This window comes from Nitratireductor rhodophyticola (assembly GCF_019891355.1).
Taxonomy (GTDB): Bacteria; Pseudomonadota; Alphaproteobacteria; order Rhizobiales; family Rhizobiaceae; genus Nitratireductor; species Nitratireductor rhodophyticola.
The window spans coordinates 62890-79838 of record NZ_JAHSSF010000005.1; the positions used below are offsets into that span (position 1 = coordinate 62890).

The window sequence follows — 16949 nt, forward strand, 5'->3', positions numbered from 1 at the left end:
CCATGCGCCGGATCGACGCCCACCAGCATTTCTGGAAACTTTCTCGTGGCGATTATGGCTGGCTGACGCCGGAGCTCTCCACGATCTACCGCGATTTCCTGCCCGACGATCTCAGGCCGCTCATGGAGGCCGAGGGGATTGACGGGACGGTGCTGGTGCAGGCGGCGCCCAGCGACGCGGAAACGGATTTCATGCTCTCGCTGGCCGACGAGAACGCCTTCATCAGGGGCGTTGTCGGCTGGGTGGATTTCGAAAACCCGGACGCACCGAGGCGCATCGCGGAACTGGCCGCCCATCCTCGCTTCAAGGGCCTGCGCCCAATGATTCAGGACATCCCCGATCCGGACTGGATGCTGCACCCGCAACGCGACGCGGCGTTTCGCGCGCTGATCGACCACGGGCTCGTCTTCGATGCGCTGGTGCTGCCACGCCACCTGAAAAATCTCGCCGTGCTGGTGGATCGCTATCCCGAAATGGCCGTGGTGATCGACCATTGCGCCAAACCGGACATCGCATCGGGGGCATTCGAGGCGTGGGCCGAAGACATGGCGTCTCTTGCCACGCGCGAGCAGGTCTCGTGCAAATTATCCGGCCTGGTGACAGAAGCGGGGGAAGGCTGGGACAGGGAGAAGCTTCAGCCCTATGCGGACCACGTGCTCGCGGTCTTCGGCCCGGGCCGCGTGATCTGGGGCAGCGACTGGCCGGTCTTGACGCTCGCCGCAAGCTATTCCGAATGGTGCGAAGCGACCGCCGCACTGCTCCATCGGTTTGATGCGGCGGACTGGGAGGCAATCCTCGGAGGCAATGCCGGGCGCATCTACGGGCTGAGCTGACCGCGGCTCTCCTGGAGCGGTTCACCGTTTCGCGGAAACGCTGCTCCGTTCCATCTATCTGACTTGCTGCATTTGTGCTGCAATCGTTCAGGGCTGCCCTCGGCATCAGAGCCTTGTCTTCCCACGCCATTCGCCCCGCCCGCCCTGAGACGGGCAACCTTGCCGATGCGGTCAATTCACATGATTTTCCTCCTGCTGCGCTTTCGTTCCAGCTCGCCCCGCTTGCGCATCCAGAATGTTATGATATTACATTCCATTCACCAGCCAGAGGAGCCATGCATGCCCAATCCGGACAACCGCCTGCCCGTCACCGTCCTTTCCGGCTTTCTGGGGGCGGGTAAGACGACGCTCCTGAACAATGTGCTCAACAACAGGGCAGGCCGCAGGGTGGCGGTGATCGTCAACGACATGTCGGAAGTGAACATCGACGCCGATCTGGTGCGCGAGGGCGGGGCCAACCTCTCGCAGACCGACGAGAAGCTGGTGGAGATGACCAATGGCTGCATCTGCTGCACGCTGCGCGACGATCTCCTGAAAGAGGTGCGGCGCCTCGCAGCGGAAGGGCGGTTCGACTACCTGTTGATCGAATCCACCGGCGTTTCCGAGCCGCTGCCTGTTGCCGCCACCTTCGAGTTCCGCGACGAGCAGGGCATGAGCCTTTCCGATGTCGCACGGCTCGACACGATGGTCACGGTGGTCGACACGCTGAACCTGCTCGAAGACTATGCCAGCCATGATTTTCTGCGCGACCGGGGCGAGGTCGCGGGCGAGGGGGACGAGCGCACGCTCGTGGACCTGCTGGTCGATCAGATCGAGTTCGCCGATGTGGTGATCCTGAACAAGGTGAGCGACGCCGGCCCGGAGCGCCTCGATGCGGCACGCAAGATCGTCACCGCGCTCAACCCGGATGCGCAGATTATCGAAACCGATCATTCGCGTGTTGCGCCGGAGCGCATCTTCGACACGGGGCTTTTCGACTTCGAGGCGGCGCACCAGCACCCGCTTTGGGCCAAGGAGCTTTATGGCTTCGCCGATCATGTGCCGGAGACGGAGGAATATGGCGTTTCCTCCTTTGTCTACCGTGCGCGGCGGCCCTTCCACCCGCAGAAAGTGCATGCGGTGCTGAATGCGCCGTTGCCGGGGGTCATCCGCGCGAAAGGGCATTTCTGGGTGGCGACGCGGCCTGACTGGGTGGCGGAGTTCAGCCTGGCGGGCGCGCTATCCAGCGTGAAGCCGCTTGGCACCTGGTGGGCGGCCGTGCCGCGCGAGCGTTGGCCGAACCACCCGGAAGCGAAAGCCTTCATGGATCGCTACTGGAGCGAACCCTATGGGGACCGGCGGCAGGAGCTGGTCTTCATCGGCACCGGCATGGACCGCGAACGCATCACCGCAGCGCTGGATGCGGCGCTGGTGGGAAGCGAGACGCGGTTTGATCCCGCAGAATTCCGTGCGCTGGCGGACCCTTTCCCACGCTGGCAGCGGGCTCGGGCGGCCTGAGGCGCAGTGTGCCGGCAGCGCGTGTTCTCTCCCTCGCCCTTCGACAAGCTCAGGATGAGGGAGAGGACATGGATCGTGGTTAGAAACCCTGTTGAGCGGAAACGGGTATAATTAGCCCCCTCGCCACAGAAAGGTGAAGCGCCCACACAGCCCTCATCCTGAGCTTCCTGAGCCTGTCGAAGGGCGAAGGGCGAGGGCGGGATGAAGTCCGCCGAACCTACCGCCTCACCCGCAAGAGATAGGTATCCATGATCCAGCCCTTGTCTTCCCGCGCTCTCGCCCGCGTCTCCACAATCTGCTCCATCACCTCCCCCAGCAGCCCACTAATCAGAAGCTCATCCGCCGTACCGAGATAGGCCCCCCAGAAAATCTCGTAGGCATCACCGTCGAGCGTTTGGAAGGCGCAGTCGCCGTCGAGCATGACGAGAAGCGTGTCGGCGTTGGGCGGAAACCCCTCCGCCTTCAGCCGCCGTCCGGTGGTGATCAGCACCGAACCGCCAATCCTGTTGATCGGCATATGGTGACTGGCCGCAAGCGCCTGAATGCTGGTGATGCCCGGCACCACCTCCAGCGCGACGGCAAGCGCCGTCTCGCGGCGCATGTGCTCGATGATGCGCAGCGTGCTGTCATAAAGCGAAGGGTCACCCCAGACGAGAAAGGCCGCACGGCCCGTCTCGCCCGTATGCGCCGCAAGCAGATCGCCATAGGCGCGGGCGATGGCCATGTGCCAGTCGTCCACGCCCTGGCGATAGCTCGGATTGGCGGCGTCGCGCACCGGCAGGTCGAACTCCACGATCCGCGTCTGCCGGTTTTCCAGAAACCGCTCGCAGATGACGCGGCGCAGATCTGCCAGATCCTCCTTTGCCTCGCCCTTGCGGGGGATGAGGATCACGTCAGCCCGGTTAAGCGCATTGATGCCCTGAACCGTCATGTGTTCGGGATTGCCCGTGCCGATGCCGATGAGCGAGAGCGTGCGCATGGTCAACCGTCCGAAACGCCGGCTTCGGCGAAGGTCGCCATGCCGTTGTGGCAGGCAAGAGCGCCGCGGAGGATGTTGATGGCAAGGCACGCGCCAGACCCTTCGCCAAGCCGCATGTCGAGATCGAGCAGCGGCTTGAGGCCGAGTTCGGCAAGCAGTTTGCGGTGGCCGGGTTCGGCGGAAACGTGGCCGGCAATGGCGTGCGCCAGACCGTCCTCGCCAAGACGCGCGAGCGGCGCGACCGCCGCGCCGCACACGAAACCGTCGAGCAGGAGGGGAATGCGCTTTTGCCGCGCGGAAAGGGCTGCGCCAAACATGGCGGCAAGCTCGCGACCGCCGACACGGCGCAGCGCTTCCAGCGGATCGGAAAGCGCCTCGCCATGGCAGGCAAGGGCGGCATCCACGGCCTCGGCCTTGCGCGAAAGGCCGGCATCGTCGACGCCTGTGCCGCGCCCGACCCAGTCCGCGCCCCGGCCACCGAACAGAGCGGCGGCCAGCGCGGCGGCGGCGGTGGTGTTGCCAATGCCCATCTCACCGAGTGAGATGAGGTCGGCTCCTTCCGGCACCGCATCGAAACCGGTCTGGACGGCGGTCAGGAAGTCGGCTTCATCCATGGCCGGCGCTTGCGTGAAGTCCGCCGTGGGGCGCTCGATCTCCAGCGGCGTGACGATGAGGATGGCGCCAGACTGCTTTGCCAGCTGATTGATCGCCGCACCGCCGGCGGAGAAATTCGCCACCATCTGCGCCGTCACCTCGGCCGGGAAGGCCGAGACGCCCCGCGCGGTCACGCCATGGGAGCCGGCAAAAATCAGCACATGAACCCGCTCAAGCGCAGGCTTTTCGCGCCCCTGCCAGCGGGCAAGCCGGATGGCCGCTTCTTCCAGCCGGCCAAGGCTGCCGGGCGGTTTGGTCAGCACGGCCTGACGGGCGGTTGCAGCCTGGGCGGCGTCCTCGTCGCCATTGGGGCGGTTGTTGCAGGCGGTGCGCAGGTCGGTGATCGAGGGAAAGCGGGTCATGGGAATCCTTCAGGTGAAATGAGCAACGGCGGCGATGAGCAGAACGGTCTCGGCAAGCTGTTGCAGCGTGCCGAGCACATCGCCCGTCTGCCCACCGATCTGCTTTTCGGCGAGCCATTTGATGAAGATCAGCGCCGCCACCAGAAGCGGCGCGGCAATGAGCGCAAAGCCGGGACCGGGAACAAGGAGGAGAACGCCGCCAATCGCGAACGCGACGAGAACGGTAGCCGTTCCCGGTCGCCCTGCGCCTGCCGAGAGCCCGTTTTCGCGTGCCGGTGGCGAAAGGCGCATCAGCGCCGGCATCAGCGCACGGGACGTACCATGCGCGACAAGCAGCGTCGGGATGGCGGCAAGACCCAGCGAAGAAAGCGCCGTCCAGCGCAGTAGAAACGACAGGATCAGCGCGGCGACACCATAAGAGCCGATGCGGCTGTCCTTCATGATGGCGAGCTTCTTCTCGCGCGTCGAACCGCCACCGAAACCATCGGCCACATCGGCCAGCCCATCCTCATGCAGACCGCCGGTCACGAGCGTACCCGCCGCGAGCGCGAGAACGGCGGCGATGGTAGCCGGCAGGCCGAGCGCCATCGCGCCCGCAAGCACCGCGCCGCAGAGCGCACCGACCACGAGACCGGCGAGCGGTGCTGCCCATTGAGCGGCGGCAAACCCGTGCGCCGGCATCTCGAACGCGGGCAGCGGAAGCCGCGTGTAGAAGCCGAGACAGGCTGCGATGTCGCAGAGGGCGTCGCGGGGTCCCACCATCCCTCAACTCCGCGCTATGGCGTGGAAATAGGTGCCCGACACATGCCCGCGCCGCGCGCCGGAGGGACCGAGGTCGCGGCCCTGCCCATCCGCGAGCATGGCGAGCGGCGCATCGCTGCCGGGCTCCACCAGCCGCGAATAATGGAACTCATGACCACGGATCGTCTCGCCCTTGCCGCCGATGGCGCAGTCGCTCATGAGCGTGGCCTGCCGATAGCCGAGGTTCATCTTGCGCTTCGCATAGCTCGTCACATGAGAAAGCAGACCCAGCATGGCGTGGGTCGTGCCGTCCGCATCTTCCAGCGCCTTGCCCAGAACCATGAACCCGCCGCACTCGCCGTGAATGGGCCTGTTCTCCGCGAAAGCCTGCATCGAAACATGAAAATTCTTCGCAGCAGCAATCCGCCCCGCGTGAAGTTCGGGATACCCACCCGGCAGCCAGCAGGCGTCGGCGCTTTCCGCCGGTCCTTCATCGGCAAGCGGCGAGAAAGGCAGGAGTTCTGCTCCCGCCTCGCGCCAGTGCCGGGCGAGATGCGGATAGACGAAGCTGAAGGCTGCATCCTGCGCGATGGCGATGCGTTGCCCCGGCGGCGGCAGAAGCCGCACCGCATCCCCCGCCTGCATGGAAAGCGGCACGGCGGCCTTCATCACCGCGTCGAGATCGATGGCCTCTTCCATCACATCGGCAAGCCGCTCGATGAAGGCTTCCAGCGCGGCATGTTCGCTCGCCTGCACAAGGCCCAGATGCCGCTCCGGCAACGCCATGTCCGGGTTGCGGTAGACCGCGCCCAGAACCTTGATGCCGATGGCCTCGATGGCATCGCGCGCCATCGCTTCATGGCGCGGGCTCGCCACCTGATTGAGCACCACGCCGGCAATCCGCACGTTTGGATCGTAAGCGGCGAACCCCTTTGCCAGCGCAGCAGCCGTCTGCGACTGGCCGGACACATCGAGAATGACAAGGCAGGGCACATCGTAAAGCCGCGCGATGTCGGCTGCCGCACCGGATCGTCCCGGCTCCGAAACGATGCCGTCGAAGAGGCCCATGGCGCTCTCAATCAAAAGCATGTCGGCATGCTCGCTTTGCCGGCTTCCCAGATGGGCGAGCAGATCCGGGTGCATGGCCCAGCTGTCCAGATTGACGCCCGGATGCCCCGTCGCCGCCTGATGAAAACCGGGATCGATATAGTCGGGGCCGGATTTCGCGCCCCGCACCGCAACACCGCGCCTCCTGAGCGCGCGCATCAGGCCGATGGTGACGCTGGTCTTGCCCGAGCCAGAACGGGCCGCGCCGATGATGATCGCCCGCGCCGTCATGAAAGCGCCTCGCGCAACGCGACGATGCCGCCAATCACGATGATGGAAGGGGAGCCGAAGCCCTGTTCCTCGGCCTGCGAAACAAGGGACGAGAGCGTGGTGGTGAGGATGCGCTCGTCCGGCTTGGTCGCATTCATGATGAGGGCTGCGGCCGTATCGCCCGCCATGCCGCCGGAGGAGAGTGCGTCCACGATCAGGGCAAGCTTGTGCATCCCCATATAGATGACGATGGGCTGCCCGGTTTTCGCCAGCGCTGCCCAGTCCAGATCGTCCGGCGTGCCGGCGGCGTGGCCGGTGGCGAAGATCACCGCCTTGTTCACCCCGCGCATGGTGGCGGGAATGCCCGCATCGGCAAGTGCGCCCACCGCCGATGTGATGCCCGGCAGAAAGCGGAAGGGAATGCCGGCGAGCGCCAGCACCAGCGCTTCTTCGCCGCCACGGCCAAACATGTTCGGGTCGCCGCCTTTCAGCCGCAGAACCCTGTGCCCCGCCTCGGCCTCGGCCACCATCAGCCGGTTGATTTCATCCTGCGCCGTGGAGGGCTGGCCGGCGCGTTTGCCGACGAAAATGTGCCGGGCCCGCGGTGCCGCCTTCAGGATCTCCGGGTCCACCAGCGCGTCATAGATCACCACACCCGCCGCATCGAGCGCGGCCAGAACACCGAGTGTCAGACAGCCAAAGCCACCGGGACCCGCACCCGCAAGCCACACATGGCCGGGCTCGAACGGCACTGGCTCAAAAGGCAGGCGGTCGAGCGCCTCAAGCAAACTCATAACCCCTCCCGCCCGCGAAACCGGCGCTGATAATCGACGCTGTAGAGCGCGCTTTCGCGAAAATCCTCGGCACCCAGCCCCGGCCCGACGAGAATGAGCGCCGTGCGCTCGATCGGGTCTTTCGCCATCTCCGCTTCGATGGTGGAAAGCGTGCCGCGCAGAATGCGCTCGTCCGACCAGCTTGCGCGGGCAACGATGGCGACCGGGCAGTCCGGGCCGTAATGCGGGGTCAGCTCCGCCACCACACGGTCCAGCGCGTGAATGGCGAGATGGATCGCGAGCGTCGTACCCGTGGCCGCGAAATTGGCCAGCGTCTCGCCCTCCGGCATTTTCGAGGCGCGGCCGGAAATGCGGGTCAGGACGAGGCTCTGCGCCACTTCCGGAATGGTCAGCTCGCGTCCCAGCGCCGCCGCAGCCGCCGAGAAGGAAGGCACGCCCGGCGTCAGCGTGTAATCGATGCCGAGTGCTGCAAGACGGCGAATCTGCTCGGCAACCGCGCTCCATACGGAAAGATCGCCCGAATGCAGCCGGGCGATATCCTCGCCCGCTTCATGGGCGCGGATATATTCCGCCTCGATCTCTGCAAGCGACATGGGCGCGGTGTTGACGATGCGCGCTCCCGGCGGGCAGTGCGCGAGCAATTCCTCCGGCACCAGCGAACCGGCATAAAGGCAGACCGGGCAGCGCGCGATCAGGTCGCGGCCGCGAACGGTGATGAGGTCGGCAGCGCCCGGTCCAGCGCCAATGAAATGAACGGTCATGATTGTCTTCCGGTGGTCGCGATGGCGCAGGTAACGCCGTCAAGTGTGATCCTCTGCCCGAGAAGCCGGGCGGCTGGGCCGCAGACGGCCAGCGCCGCCGCCTCCGAGGCCGATGGCAGGCCCGTGGCGGAAAGCGCCTGTTCCGAGCGGGTCAGGCAGTGCGCCGCCGCCGCCTGAAGTGCCGCATCATCGGCAATGACAAGCGGCAGGCCGAGCGCCTTTGCCGCGTCCGTCAGGCCGGGCTCGTTACGCTTCTGCGGCACGGTCGCCAGCGCGTCGAGCCTATCCCGCGCGATGTCATGCGTTGCCAGAGCGGCGTCGAGCGCGGCAAGAACCGCGTCGTGCGTGACGCCTTTTCTGGCTCCAAACCCGGCGCAGATCATGGTTTCCTCCAGCGCCATTGAAGCACCGGCATGGCCGGGCGCAGCGCCGTCATGCCGCCAACGGGGGCAGCGCGCGCAATGGCGATCTCGATCAGCTCTCCGCCGTGCCGCCCATGGCAGTCGATCAGAAGCGCTTGCGTTTGGAGCGTCACCCCGTTGGCGACAAGCCGGCCCCCGGTTCCAAGAGCAGCAATCGCCGCATCCATCAGCCCCGGTGCAGTCGCCCCGCCACCGACGAAAACCACATCGGGCACGGCAAGGCCCGCGAGCGCGGCGGGAGCCTTTCCCTCAACCACGGTGAGCTGCGGCACGCCCATGCGCTCCGCATTGCGGGCAATGCGCGCCGCCCGCTCCTCGTCCGCCTCGATGGCGATGGCGCTGAGCGACGAATGCTGCCGCAGCCACTCGATGGAAATGGAGCCTGAACCCGCTCCGATGTCCCAGAGCCGTTCACCGCGTTTCGGGGCGAGCGCGGAAAGCGTGACAGCCCGCACCTCCGATTTGGTGATCTGCCCGTCATGCTCGAAAAGCCCGTCTTCAAGCCCGGTTCCAAGCGGCAGGATGTGCGCATCCTCATCCGCCACCACCTCGATGGCGACCACGTTCAGATCGTCGAAACTTTCTGCGGAAAGCGCGGAAGCCATGAAGCTGACATGCCTTTCGCGCGGTCCGCCCAGCGCTTCCAGCACGTGAAAGGGGGAGGGACCAAAACCCTCTGCCGTGATCAGCTCCGCAATCGCAGCCGGAGCCGCGCCATCGGATGTGAGCGCGAGAATGCGCGCGCCGGGATGGAGCAGCGGGCGTATCAGCGCAATGGGCCTGCCATGCAGCGAAACCGTCTCGACCGATTGCAGCGGCCAGCCAAGCCGGGCAGCAGCAAGCGCGAAGGAAGACGGGGCGGAAAAGACGCGCATCTCGTCCGCCGGAATGCGCCGCGCCAGCGTGGCGCCAACGCCGAAATGAAACGGATCACCGGAGGCGAGCACGCAGACATTCTTGCTTCTCAGGGCTTCGATTTCATCGACCGCCTTGGCAAAGGGGGAGGGCCACTGCCGCGTCTCGCCGGAAATCTGGCCTGCCGCCAGTTCGAGGTGCCGCGCACCGCCGAACACGACCTCCGCATCGGCAATCGCGCGGCGTGCTTCCTCACTGAGCCCGGCCATACCGTCCTCGCCGATCCCCACGATGGCAAGCCAGCGCCTTGAGGTTTCCGCCTGACTGCAAAATGCTCTAGAAGACGTCATGGCAAAGCAGACCCTTCTCATTCTCGGTGGAACAGGCGAAGCGCGGCTTCTGGCCGAGCGGCTCTACGCGCGGGGTGGGCTGCGTGTCGTCACCTCGCTTGCCGGCCGCACAAGCACACCGGAAGCCTTGCAGGGCGAGGTGTGTGTGGGCGGTTTCGGCGGCGCTGAGGGGCTTGCGCGTTATCTCGAGGACGAAGGCATCGACCTGATGGTGGACGCCACGCATCCCTTCGCCGCGCGCATGGCGCGCAATGCGGCGGAAGCGGCCAGCCTGACCGGCGTGCCGCTCATCACGCTCATGCGCCCCGCCTGGCAGCCGGTCGCCGGCGACAAGTGGCAGACCGCGTCCGGCATGGCCGAGGCGGCAACGCTGCTCGGTTCTGAGCCCCGGCGCGTCTTCCTCGCCATTGGCCGGCAGGAGGTTCAGATGTTTCGCGCGGCGGCGCAGCATCATTATCTGGTGCGCAGTGTGGAGCCGGTCGAACCGTCCCACCTGCCGGCGAATGCCCAATGCATTCTGGCGCGCGGGCCGTTCTGCGAAGACGATGAGATTATCCTTCTCACCCAACACCGCATCGACATCGTGGTCGCCAAGAACAGCGGCGGCACCGCAACCTATGGCAAGATCGCAGCCGCCCGCAGGCTCGGCCTGCCGGTGATCATGATAGACCGGCCAAAGCCGACTGGCGCAGCCGTCGTGGCCGGGGTCGACGAAGCCATGGCTGCAATCAAGGCTCATCTGGCGGCTCCGCTGGCCGAGCGCGGCGCATAGACCAACGGCGATTTGCCCGGACGCTCGATCATCCGTGTTTCGGGCGAACCGATGATGACACAGGTGGCCATGTCGGCCATCTCCCCACGCGCCTCGTTCAACGGAACGATCGCCATGCGCTCGTCGGACCGGCCCGCGGCGCGGCCGAACACGACCGGCGTGGAGGCCGGCAGAATGCCGCTTAACAACTCGAAGGCGCGGCCAAGCTGCCAGGGCCGGGCGCGGCTGATCGGATTGTAGAGCGCGATCACGAAGCCCGCGCCGGCAGCCGCAGCCAGCCGGGTTTCGATCAGGTCCCACGGCTTCAGATTGTCCGAAAGCGATATGGCGCAGAAATCATGACCGAGCGGCGCGCCGACGCGGGCGGCCACGGCCAGCATGGCCGTCAGCCCCGGCACGATCTCCAGATCGAGCGCGCGCCAGTCCTCCGGCCCGTGTTCGATGGCCTCGCACACCGCCGCCGCCATGGCGAAAACACCTGCATCTCCTCCCGACACCACCGCCACATGCCTGCCTTCAGCGGCCATGGTAAGCGCCGCCTTCGCGCGGGCAAGCTCTTCCCGGTTGTCGGAGGCGTGACGGGTCTGGCCATCGTTCAGTTCGAGCCGGTCGAGATAGGGACCGTAGCCGAAGAAATCGCTTGCCGCCGCAATGGCTGCGCGCGCCTCCGGCGTTGTCTGTGCCGGTTTTCCGGGGCCGGTGCCGATGACGACGAGACGCCCGCTCATGCCACCGCCTCGCCGGGCTTTGCCTGCCAGCCCGGCCCGAGCACGAGCGAGAAATAGGGCGCCGTGTCGTCGGCCTTGCCGGCGAGCGGCGTCATGCTCGTATTGTCCATCGTGCCGCGTTCCACATAGACCGCACCGACGAGCCTGCCGGCGCGGGCCAGCGCCCGGCGGATTTTCGGCAGATTGCGCCCCACCTTCATGATGACGAAGGCTTCCGTGTCGCTCACGCGGCGCACAAGCTCATCTTCATCGAGCGTGCCGGGCAGAACTGTCATGATGTCGTCGCCCTGAACGATGGCGATGCCCGCCTGCGACCAGCAACCCGACATGGCGGTGATGCCGGGGATCACCTCCGTCGGATGCTGCGCGGCAAGCCGCACATGCAGGTGCATGTAGGAGCCGTAGAACAGCGGATCGCCCTCGCTCAAAACGGCAACCGTGCGCCCCGCTTTCAGATGCGCTTCCACCGCACGCGCCGAGGCCTCGTAAAAGCCGGTGATGGCCGCGATATAGCGAGGGTCGGCCTTGTCGATCTCGGTGGTGACGGGATATTCGAGCGGCAGTTCCTCGATGCCTTCCGGTAAAAGCCCCTCGACCGTGCGGCGGGCATTGCCCCGGCGACCACGTTTGGCGAAATACGCCACCACATCCGCCCGCTCCAGCGCCTTCAGCGCCTTGACGGTGATGAGTTCGGGATCGCCGGGTCCGGTGCCGACGCCAATCAGGGTTCCGCTCACAGGCCCGCCCTCGCAAGTGCGTTGATGGCCGCCGCCGTCATGGCGCTGCCGCCCATGCGGCCGCGCACGATGGCGAAGGGAATGCCAAGCCCGCTCTCGGCCAGCGCTTCCTTGGATTCCATCGCGCCGACGAAACCGACCGGCATGCCGATGATGGCGGCAGGCTTCGGCGCACCGGCGCGCAGCATGTCGAGCAGGTAGAAGAGCGCGGTCGGCGCGTTGCCGATGGCCACCACCGCGCCCTCCATGTGCTCGCGCCAGAGTTCCAGCGCAGCAGCGGAGCGCGTGTTGCCAAGCTTTTGCGCAAGCTCCGGCGTGCGCGCATCGCGCAAGGTGCAGATCACGTCGTTTCCGGCGGGCAGCCGCGTGCGGGTCACGCCACGCGCCACCATCTCCGCATCGCACAGGATCGGCGCGCCTTCTTTCAGCGCCGCGCGGCCAGCGGCCACGAACCCTTCGGAAAAGACGAAATGTTGCGCCGCCTCCACAAGCCCGCAGGCATGGATCATGCGGATGGCCACATCGGCCTCTTCCATGCTGAAGCGCGCGAGATCGGCCTCGGCGCGGATGATCGCGAACGACTTTTCATAAATGGCGTTGCCGTCGCGTATATACTCGGTTTCTTGCATTCAGCCTGACTTTCGAAGAAGGGCGGCGCGCAGCGTCTCGCCGCGCTCGATGAGAAAGGTGCGAAGGCGCTCGGAAGGTTTTGCGCCAACGGAGGAAAGGGTGCAGCCACCTTCAACCGCGATCAGGTTCACAACCGGCCCGGCGGGCTGGGCGCATCCTTTTTCGCAGGCCGAAAGGTGAAGGCGGAACGGACCGTCCGGCAAACCCGCCGCAGCCGCCTCGGCGGCAAGCGCCTTGGCATCGAATCGCGCCGAAGCGCAAGCGGGCGCCCCGGCGCAGGCGGCGATGGAAAGGCGCGGATCGTCGCCTTTCGTGACGAAACCCAGCGCGTGCGCTGCCTGCAACGCCTCTTCGTGACGGGCTTCGTCGAGGCCGAGGAGAAGCAGGCCGTGGCGCGGCGTAAGGCGGATTTCGCTTGCATCGGATACAGCCTCGCAGAGCGCCACTAGCACTTCCGCTGAAATCTGGCCGAAGGGCAGGGCGATGCCCAGCGCGTTTTCCCCGCCTGCCATGGCAAACGGGCCGACCGGTGCCGCATCGGCGCGCGACGCGTGTGTCTTTACCGGTGCAAGCCCGGCGCTCAGCGCGTTCGTTTCTGCCTGCGTGAAATCGCGCGCGCGCCCGCCAGTCTGCGCCAGAAGGTCGAGAATGGCGAGCGCCCTGTCGCCTGCCACGCGTTCATCCCCCGCGCCCAGCCAGTGCGCCGTCGCGCCATTGCCGCCAATGCCGATCAGCCACTGCCTGTCATCAGCCATGATGAGCTTTATGTCGGCGCTGATCGCATCGAGATGCAGTGTGCCGCCGCAATCGACCGTGACGGACACTTTTGGCGCAAGGCATGGGCCAAGGCCATGCGCAGCGACATGCGCATTGATGCGCTCCGCAAGCGGAGGAGGAGGGGCGAGCGGTGCGGTCTCCACCGCAAAGCCATCCACAGGACCAAGCTCCAGCGCGTTGATTTCCGTGGCAAACAGGGGGGCGCTCTCGGTAGTCAGTCCGCGTATCTGCAATTTGCCGCGCGCGGTCACTTCCAGAATGCCGTTGCCATGCCGGCCCGCCGCTTTTGCGATGCCCGCCAGCTTCTCAGGCGTCAGCGCGCCATGGGCCGGCGCAATCCGCGCGAGCAGCCCGTCGCCGGTCTTCATGGGGGCGGAGAGTGTGGGGCAAGCGCCGCGCCGCATCGTCATGCTGTCGCCTCCGCAAGAAGTGCGGCCAGATCGGCATCGACGGAATTGCGGCGGGGGTGCCACAGGCCGCGCCTTCGCGCAGCGTGAAACCGTTCCGCCATGGCGTGAGCGGCGGCAGGGTTTTCCGCCAGAAGAAAATCGCGCACACGATCATCGCCGAGATAAGCGTCGAACACGGCATCGATCAGGCTGCCTGAAACCGCATCCGTGGTTTCAGCGAAGCCGATCAGCCGGTCCACGGTTTCCGTGAGTTCCGCCGCACCGCGCGGGCCGTGGCGCAACTGGCCTTCGATGAAGCGCGGATTGACCGCACGGGCCCGCACGGTGCGGGCAATGGCCTGCGCCAGAGAGCGGGCGCGCGGACGTTCCGGATCGGTTGTGTCGAGCACCACCAGATCAGCCTTGCCGCCCAGCGCTTCCACCGCCGCCGCGAACCCGCCGATGAAGGCCACATCCGCCGAGCCTTCGAGAATATCGCGCCCGGCATCGTCGCCCGTGTGGAGAAGCATGTCGGCGTCCGCCACCTGCCTTGCAAACGCGCCGTCTTCCCGCCGGCCTTCGCCCTCCGCGCCGCCGAAGGCAAACGCGCCCGCGTCCAGATAGGCCTGCCCGAGTTCGGCGCGTTCCTGCCAGTCTCCGCGCGCAAGCTTTTCTTCCGGTCCCGCGCCATAGGTGCCGGGCGCGGAGCCGAAAATACGCGCCGGAGCCTTGCCGGCTTTTCGGGCGGCGCTCGCAAGCGGGTTTTCGCTGTCGTCTTCGTCACGCGCGGCCACGGCGGCAACCGCCGTATCGAGAAGCGCGATCTGGGTGGGAAACATATCGCGAAACAGACCGGAAATGCGCCAGGTCACGTCGATGCGCGGGCGGCCAAGGCTGGCCGGCGGCAGCACTTCGATGCCCGTCACACGGCCCGTCGCCTGATCCCATTGTGGGCGGCAGCCCATCAGCGCCAGACCCTGTGCGATCTCCTCGCCGCCGGTGCGCAGGCTCGCGCTGCCCCAGAGGTCGATCACCAGCGAGCGTGGCCAGTCGCCATGCTCCTGCAGATAGCCGCGCACAGCTTCATCCGCCGCCATTTTGCCAAGCGCGCTTGCGGTTGGCGTGGGCAGGGTGCGCGGGTCGGCGGTGAAAATGTTGCGGCCCGTCGGCAAAACATCGGTGCGCCCCCGCGCCGGCGCGCCGGAGGGGCCGGGTGCGATGTGTCGGCCATCGAGCGATGCCAGAAGCGCGCGCTTCTCGCTCTCCGCGCAGGCGCGGCGTTCGGGCGCTTCATCCGCGCCGCTGCCCCGGCCATAAATGTGCAGCCCGTCCTTGATGGCGAAATCTTTCAGATCACACAGCCAGGCGTCGATCTGCATCAGCGCCGCATCCGTGTCGCCAGTGTCCTCAACGCCGGCATCACGGGTCAGGCCCGTCCGCTCGGCGGTTTCCACGATCAGCTGCGCCAGCCGGTCGCGGCGGCGGCGGTCCAGACCGTCGGCCTGCGCATATTCGTCCACCAGCCGTTCCAGCTCCTGCTGGTCTTCAGAAAGCCCGGCACCCGCAAGCGGCGGCGTCAGATGGCCGAGCGTGACCGCGCCGATGCGGCGCTTGGCCTGCGCGGCTTCGCCCGGATTGCTGACGATGAAGGGATAGACCACCGGCAGCGCGCCCGCCACGATCTCCGGAAAACAGGTTTCCGTCAGCGCCACGGTTTTTCCCGGAAGCCATTCCAGCGTGCCATGCGCACCCACATGGATCAGCGCATGGGCATCGAGCCCTTCCCGCATCCAGTGGCCGAAGGCGACGAGCGCATGGCGCGGCGCAAGCGTCGGGTCGTGATAGTCCACGCGCCGGTCTGCCGAACGTCCCCGGTCCGGCGCAAGCGCCACGGTGACATTCCCGAACCGCGCCGCGCGGAACGGAAAGACGCCATCCTCCGCATCGTCTTCGGCCGGTCCCCAGGTGGCGAGCAGCGTTTCACGCGCCTCTTCGGGCAGCGCATCGAAGGCCACCCGGTATTCATCCAGCGAAAGCGCTTCCGAAGGCTGTTCGAGGCGCTGCATCAGCGCCCTTGGCGTCTCCGGAACACCATCAACCGCATACCCCGCCGCACCGAGGTCATGCAGCATGGCAAGCACGCTCGACGGCACGTCGAGACCCACCGCATAGCCGGTGCGGCCGGGCGCGCTAGGATAATCCGGTATGAGAACGACAATGCGGCGCTCCGCCGCCGGTGTGCGGCCAAGCTTCAGATGTGCGGCAATCCTTGCCGCCACCTGCCTTATGCGCGCGGGTTCGGGCCGGTTGCGCTGAACGCCGAAGGAAAGCCCTTCATCCATCGCCGCCTCATCCTTGAAGGAAATCGCGCCAGCCATCAGCCGGCCATCGAGTTCCGGCAGCACCACATGCATGGCAAGGTCCGCAGGCGCGAGGCCGCGCTGCCCTTCCTGCCACGCTTCGCGCCGCGTGGTGGCGGTGACCACCTGAAAAACCGGCACGCCAAAACGGTCGAACAGTGTTTTTTCGCCAGGCTCCGCGCCGCTGGAAAACGCCGTCGCGGTGATGAGCGCCTCAGGTTTCAACGTCTCCACGGCGTCCCGAACGAAATCGGCGGCAACCGGGTCGCGCAGGCTGGAGACGAAAACAGGAACCGCACACAGCCCCTGTTCCTCAAGCGCCTCCACCAGCGCGTCGATGGGCGCGACATCGCTGGCAAGCAGCATGGAGCGATAAAAGAGGATCGGAACGATTGCCCTGCCGGGCTGCGCGGCAAAGAAGCCCGCCTCCACGATGCCATGACCCGGCGCATAGAAGCCTGCCTTGGCGACCGGTTCGGCCTCCGGCGTGTCGATCTCCCGCCCCGCAAGGCGCGCCATCTGCATGGTCAGCGCGCGCATATTGTCCGGCCCGCCCTCGCGAAAGCAGGCAAGCAGCGCCGCGCGCGCTTCCGGCGAAACGGTGGAGCGCTCGGCAAGGCGCGGGTCGTCCTGATGGCATTCGCCGGGCAATAGCGCCAGCGCGATACCCTTGTCTCGCGCAAGCTCCGCCAGCCGGTCACAGCCATAGCGCCACCACTCATAGCCGCCCAGCACCCGCACCAGAATGGTGCGGGTGTGCGCTGCCGTGTTGTCGATCCACAGATCGACCGACATGGGGTGTCGCAGATCGCGCAACGCGGCAAGGCACAGCGAGGGCAGGGCCTCGCGGTTCGCCTGCCATGCAGAGGCGATCCCTGCCAGATCGCTGTCGGTGAACGACAGCGCCACCATATCCGCCGGCGACTGCTGCAGATCGACAGGTTCGATCAGGTCGTCCAGAGAGGCGGTGGTGGTGGCGAGGATGTGCATC

16 protein-coding genes are annotated in these 16949 nt (G+C 66.5%); 3 read left to right on the forward strand and 13 right to left on the reverse strand.

Annotated features, from left to right (window positions below; all coding sequences use genetic code 11):
- Positions 1–2: 2 nt before the first annotated feature.
- Complete coding sequence (locus KUG85_RS18695; protein WP_223006532.1) at positions 3–833, forward strand: amidohydrolase family protein; 831 nt, start codon at positions 3–5, stop codon at positions 831–833.
- 279 nt (positions 834–1112) lie between these two features.
- Entirely contained in the window at positions 1113–2330 is a 1218-nt protein-coding gene (locus KUG85_RS18700; RefSeq protein ID WP_223006533.1) for a GTP-binding protein, read from the forward strand.
- A gap of 217 nt (positions 2331–2547) precedes the next feature.
- Here the strand turns inward: KUG85_RS18700 and cobF are convergent, their stop codons facing one another.
- Genes cobF through cbiE form a run of 8 tightly spaced genes read right to left on the reverse strand, consistent with a single transcriptional unit; the run spans position 2548 to position 9565 of the window.
- A complete protein-coding gene (gene cobF / locus KUG85_RS18705; protein ID WP_223006534.1) occupies positions 2548–3309 on the reverse strand; it encodes a precorrin-6A synthase (deacetylating) in 762 nt (253 codons plus the stop codon).
- Between the two features lie 2 nt (positions 3310–3311).
- The gene (cobT, locus tag KUG85_RS18710) at positions 3312–4325 is read right to left on the reverse strand and encodes a nicotinate-nucleotide--dimethylbenzimidazole phosphoribosyltransferase (protein WP_223006535.1); all 1014 of its coding nucleotides are present in this window, start codon (positions 4323–4325) and stop codon (positions 3312–3314) included.
- A 9-nt stretch (positions 4326–4334) separates the two neighbouring features.
- Entirely contained in the window at positions 4335–5087 is a 753-nt protein-coding gene (cobS, locus tag KUG85_RS18715) for an adenosylcobinamide-GDP ribazoletransferase (RefSeq protein WP_223006536.1), read from the reverse strand.
- Positions 5088–5090: 3 nt separating this feature from the next.
- The gene (locus KUG85_RS18720; RefSeq protein WP_223006537.1) at positions 5091–6404 is read right to left on the reverse strand and encodes a cobyrinate a,c-diamide synthase; all 1314 of its coding nucleotides are present in this window, start codon (positions 6402–6404) and stop codon (positions 5091–5093) included.
- Positions 6401–7177, reverse strand: a complete 777-nt coding sequence (cobA, locus tag KUG85_RS18725) for a uroporphyrinogen-III C-methyltransferase (RefSeq protein WP_223006538.1) — start codon at positions 7175–7177, stop codon at positions 6401–6403. Before cobA ends, KUG85_RS18720 begins: the two co-directional genes overlap by 4 nt.
- The gene (gene cobM, locus KUG85_RS18730; protein ID WP_223006539.1) at positions 7174–7938 is read right to left on the reverse strand and encodes a precorrin-4 C(11)-methyltransferase; all 765 of its coding nucleotides are present in this window, start codon (positions 7936–7938) and stop codon (positions 7174–7176) included. Before cobM ends, cobA begins: the two co-directional genes overlap by 4 nt.
- Positions 7935–8339 carry a cobalamin biosynthesis protein gene (locus tag KUG85_RS18735; RefSeq protein WP_255606494.1) on the reverse strand — a complete coding sequence of 135 codons (405 nt, stop codon included), beginning with the start codon at positions 8337–8339 and terminating at the stop codon, positions 7935–7937. Before KUG85_RS18735 ends, cobM begins: the two co-directional genes overlap by 4 nt.
- A complete protein-coding gene (gene cbiE, locus KUG85_RS18740; protein ID WP_223006540.1) occupies positions 8318–9565 on the reverse strand; it encodes a precorrin-6y C5,15-methyltransferase (decarboxylating) subunit CbiE in 1248 nt (415 codons plus the stop codon). Before cbiE ends, KUG85_RS18735 begins: the two co-directional genes overlap by 22 nt.
- Here cbiE and KUG85_RS18745 point away from each other — a divergent pair.
- Positions 9564–10337: a cobalt-precorrin-6A reductase gene (locus KUG85_RS18745; RefSeq protein ID WP_223006541.1), complete on the forward strand. Its 774-nt coding sequence runs from the start codon at positions 9564–9566 to the stop codon at positions 10335–10337. The two genes, cbiE and KUG85_RS18745, sit on opposite strands and share 2 nt — an antisense overlap.
- On the opposite strand, the gene KUG85_RS18750 is transcribed toward KUG85_RS18745, so the two are convergent.
- The 5 genes from KUG85_RS18750 to cobN are packed head-to-tail and all read right to left on the reverse strand — an operon-like array spanning position 10301 to position 16948.
- Entirely contained in the window at positions 10301–11065 is a 765-nt protein-coding gene (locus KUG85_RS18750; RefSeq protein ID WP_223006542.1) for a precorrin-3B C(17)-methyltransferase, read from the reverse strand. The two genes, KUG85_RS18745 and KUG85_RS18750, sit on opposite strands and share 37 nt — an antisense overlap.
- Positions 11062–11802, reverse strand: a complete 741-nt coding sequence (locus KUG85_RS18755) for a precorrin-2 C(20)-methyltransferase (protein ID WP_223006543.1) — start codon at positions 11800–11802, stop codon at positions 11062–11064. The genes KUG85_RS18750 and KUG85_RS18755 overlap by 4 nt, the downstream gene beginning before the upstream one ends.
- A complete protein-coding gene (locus tag KUG85_RS18760; protein ID WP_223006544.1) occupies positions 11799–12431 on the reverse strand; it encodes a precorrin-8X methylmutase in 633 nt (210 codons plus the stop codon). The genes KUG85_RS18755 and KUG85_RS18760 overlap by 4 nt, the downstream gene beginning before the upstream one ends.
- Positions 12432–13619 carry a precorrin-3B synthase gene (cobG, locus tag KUG85_RS18765; protein ID WP_223006545.1) on the reverse strand — a complete coding sequence of 396 codons (1188 nt, stop codon included), beginning with the start codon at positions 13617–13619 and terminating at the stop codon, positions 12432–12434. It lies immediately after the preceding gene.
- Positions 13616–16948, reverse strand: coding sequence for a cobaltochelatase subunit CobN (gene cobN / locus KUG85_RS18770; protein ID WP_223006602.1), 3333 nt, complete (start codon positions 16946–16948; stop codon positions 13616–13618). The genes cobG and cobN overlap by 4 nt, the downstream gene beginning before the upstream one ends.
- Between the last annotated feature and the right edge of the window lies 1 nt (position 16949).

Excerpts from the sequence above, each read along its gene's own strand:
- cobF (WP_223006534.1), bottom strand. The coding sequence starts at position 3,309 with ATGCGCACGCTCTCGCTCATCGGCATCGGCACGGGCAATCCCGAACAC.
- cobN (WP_223006602.1), bottom strand. The coding sequence starts at position 16,948 with ATGCACATCCTCGCCACCACCACCGCCTCTCTGGACGACCTGATCGAA.
- KUG85_RS18695 (WP_223006532.1), top strand. The coding sequence starts at position 3 with ATGCGCCGGATCGACGCCCACCAGCATTTCTGGAAACTTTCTCGTGGC.
- KUG85_RS18700 (WP_223006533.1), top strand. The coding sequence starts at position 1,113 with ATGCCCAATCCGGACAACCGCCTGCCCGTCACCGTCCTTTCCGGCTTT.
- cbiE (WP_223006540.1), bottom strand. The coding sequence starts at position 9,565 with ATGACGTCTTCTAGAGCATTTTGCAGTCAGGCGGAAACCTCAAGGCGC.
- cobA (WP_223006538.1), bottom strand. The coding sequence starts at position 7,177 with ATGAGTTTGCTTGAGGCGCTCGACCGCCTGCCTTTTGAGCCAGTGCCG.
- KUG85_RS18750 (WP_223006542.1), bottom strand. The coding sequence starts at position 11,065 with ATGAGCGGGCGTCTCGTCGTCATCGGCACCGGCCCCGGAAAACCGGCA.
- KUG85_RS18720 (WP_223006537.1), bottom strand. The coding sequence starts at position 6,404 with ATGACGGCGCGGGCGATCATCATCGGCGCGGCCCGTTCTGGCTCGGGC.
- KUG85_RS18760 (WP_223006544.1), bottom strand. The coding sequence starts at position 12,431 with ATGCAAGAAACCGAGTATATACGCGACGGCAACGCCATTTATGAAAAG.
- KUG85_RS18745 (WP_223006541.1), top strand. The coding sequence starts at position 9,564 with ATGGCAAAGCAGACCCTTCTCATTCTCGGTGGAACAGGCGAAGCGCGG.
- cobG (WP_223006545.1), bottom strand. The coding sequence starts at position 13,619 with ATGACGATGCGGCGCGGCGCTTGCCCCACACTCTCCGCCCCCATGAAG.
- cobS (WP_223006536.1), bottom strand. The coding sequence starts at position 5,087 with ATGGTGGGACCCCGCGACGCCCTCTGCGACATCGCAGCCTGTCTCGGC.
- KUG85_RS18735 (WP_255606494.1), bottom strand. The coding sequence starts at position 8,339 with ATGGCGCTGGAGGAAACCATGATCTGCGCCGGGTTTGGAGCCAGAAAA.
- cobT (WP_223006535.1), bottom strand. The coding sequence starts at position 4,325 with ATGACCCGCTTTCCCTCGATCACCGACCTGCGCACCGCCTGCAACAAC.
- cobM (WP_223006539.1), bottom strand. The coding sequence starts at position 7,938 with ATGACCGTTCATTTCATTGGCGCTGGACCGGGCGCTGCCGACCTCATC.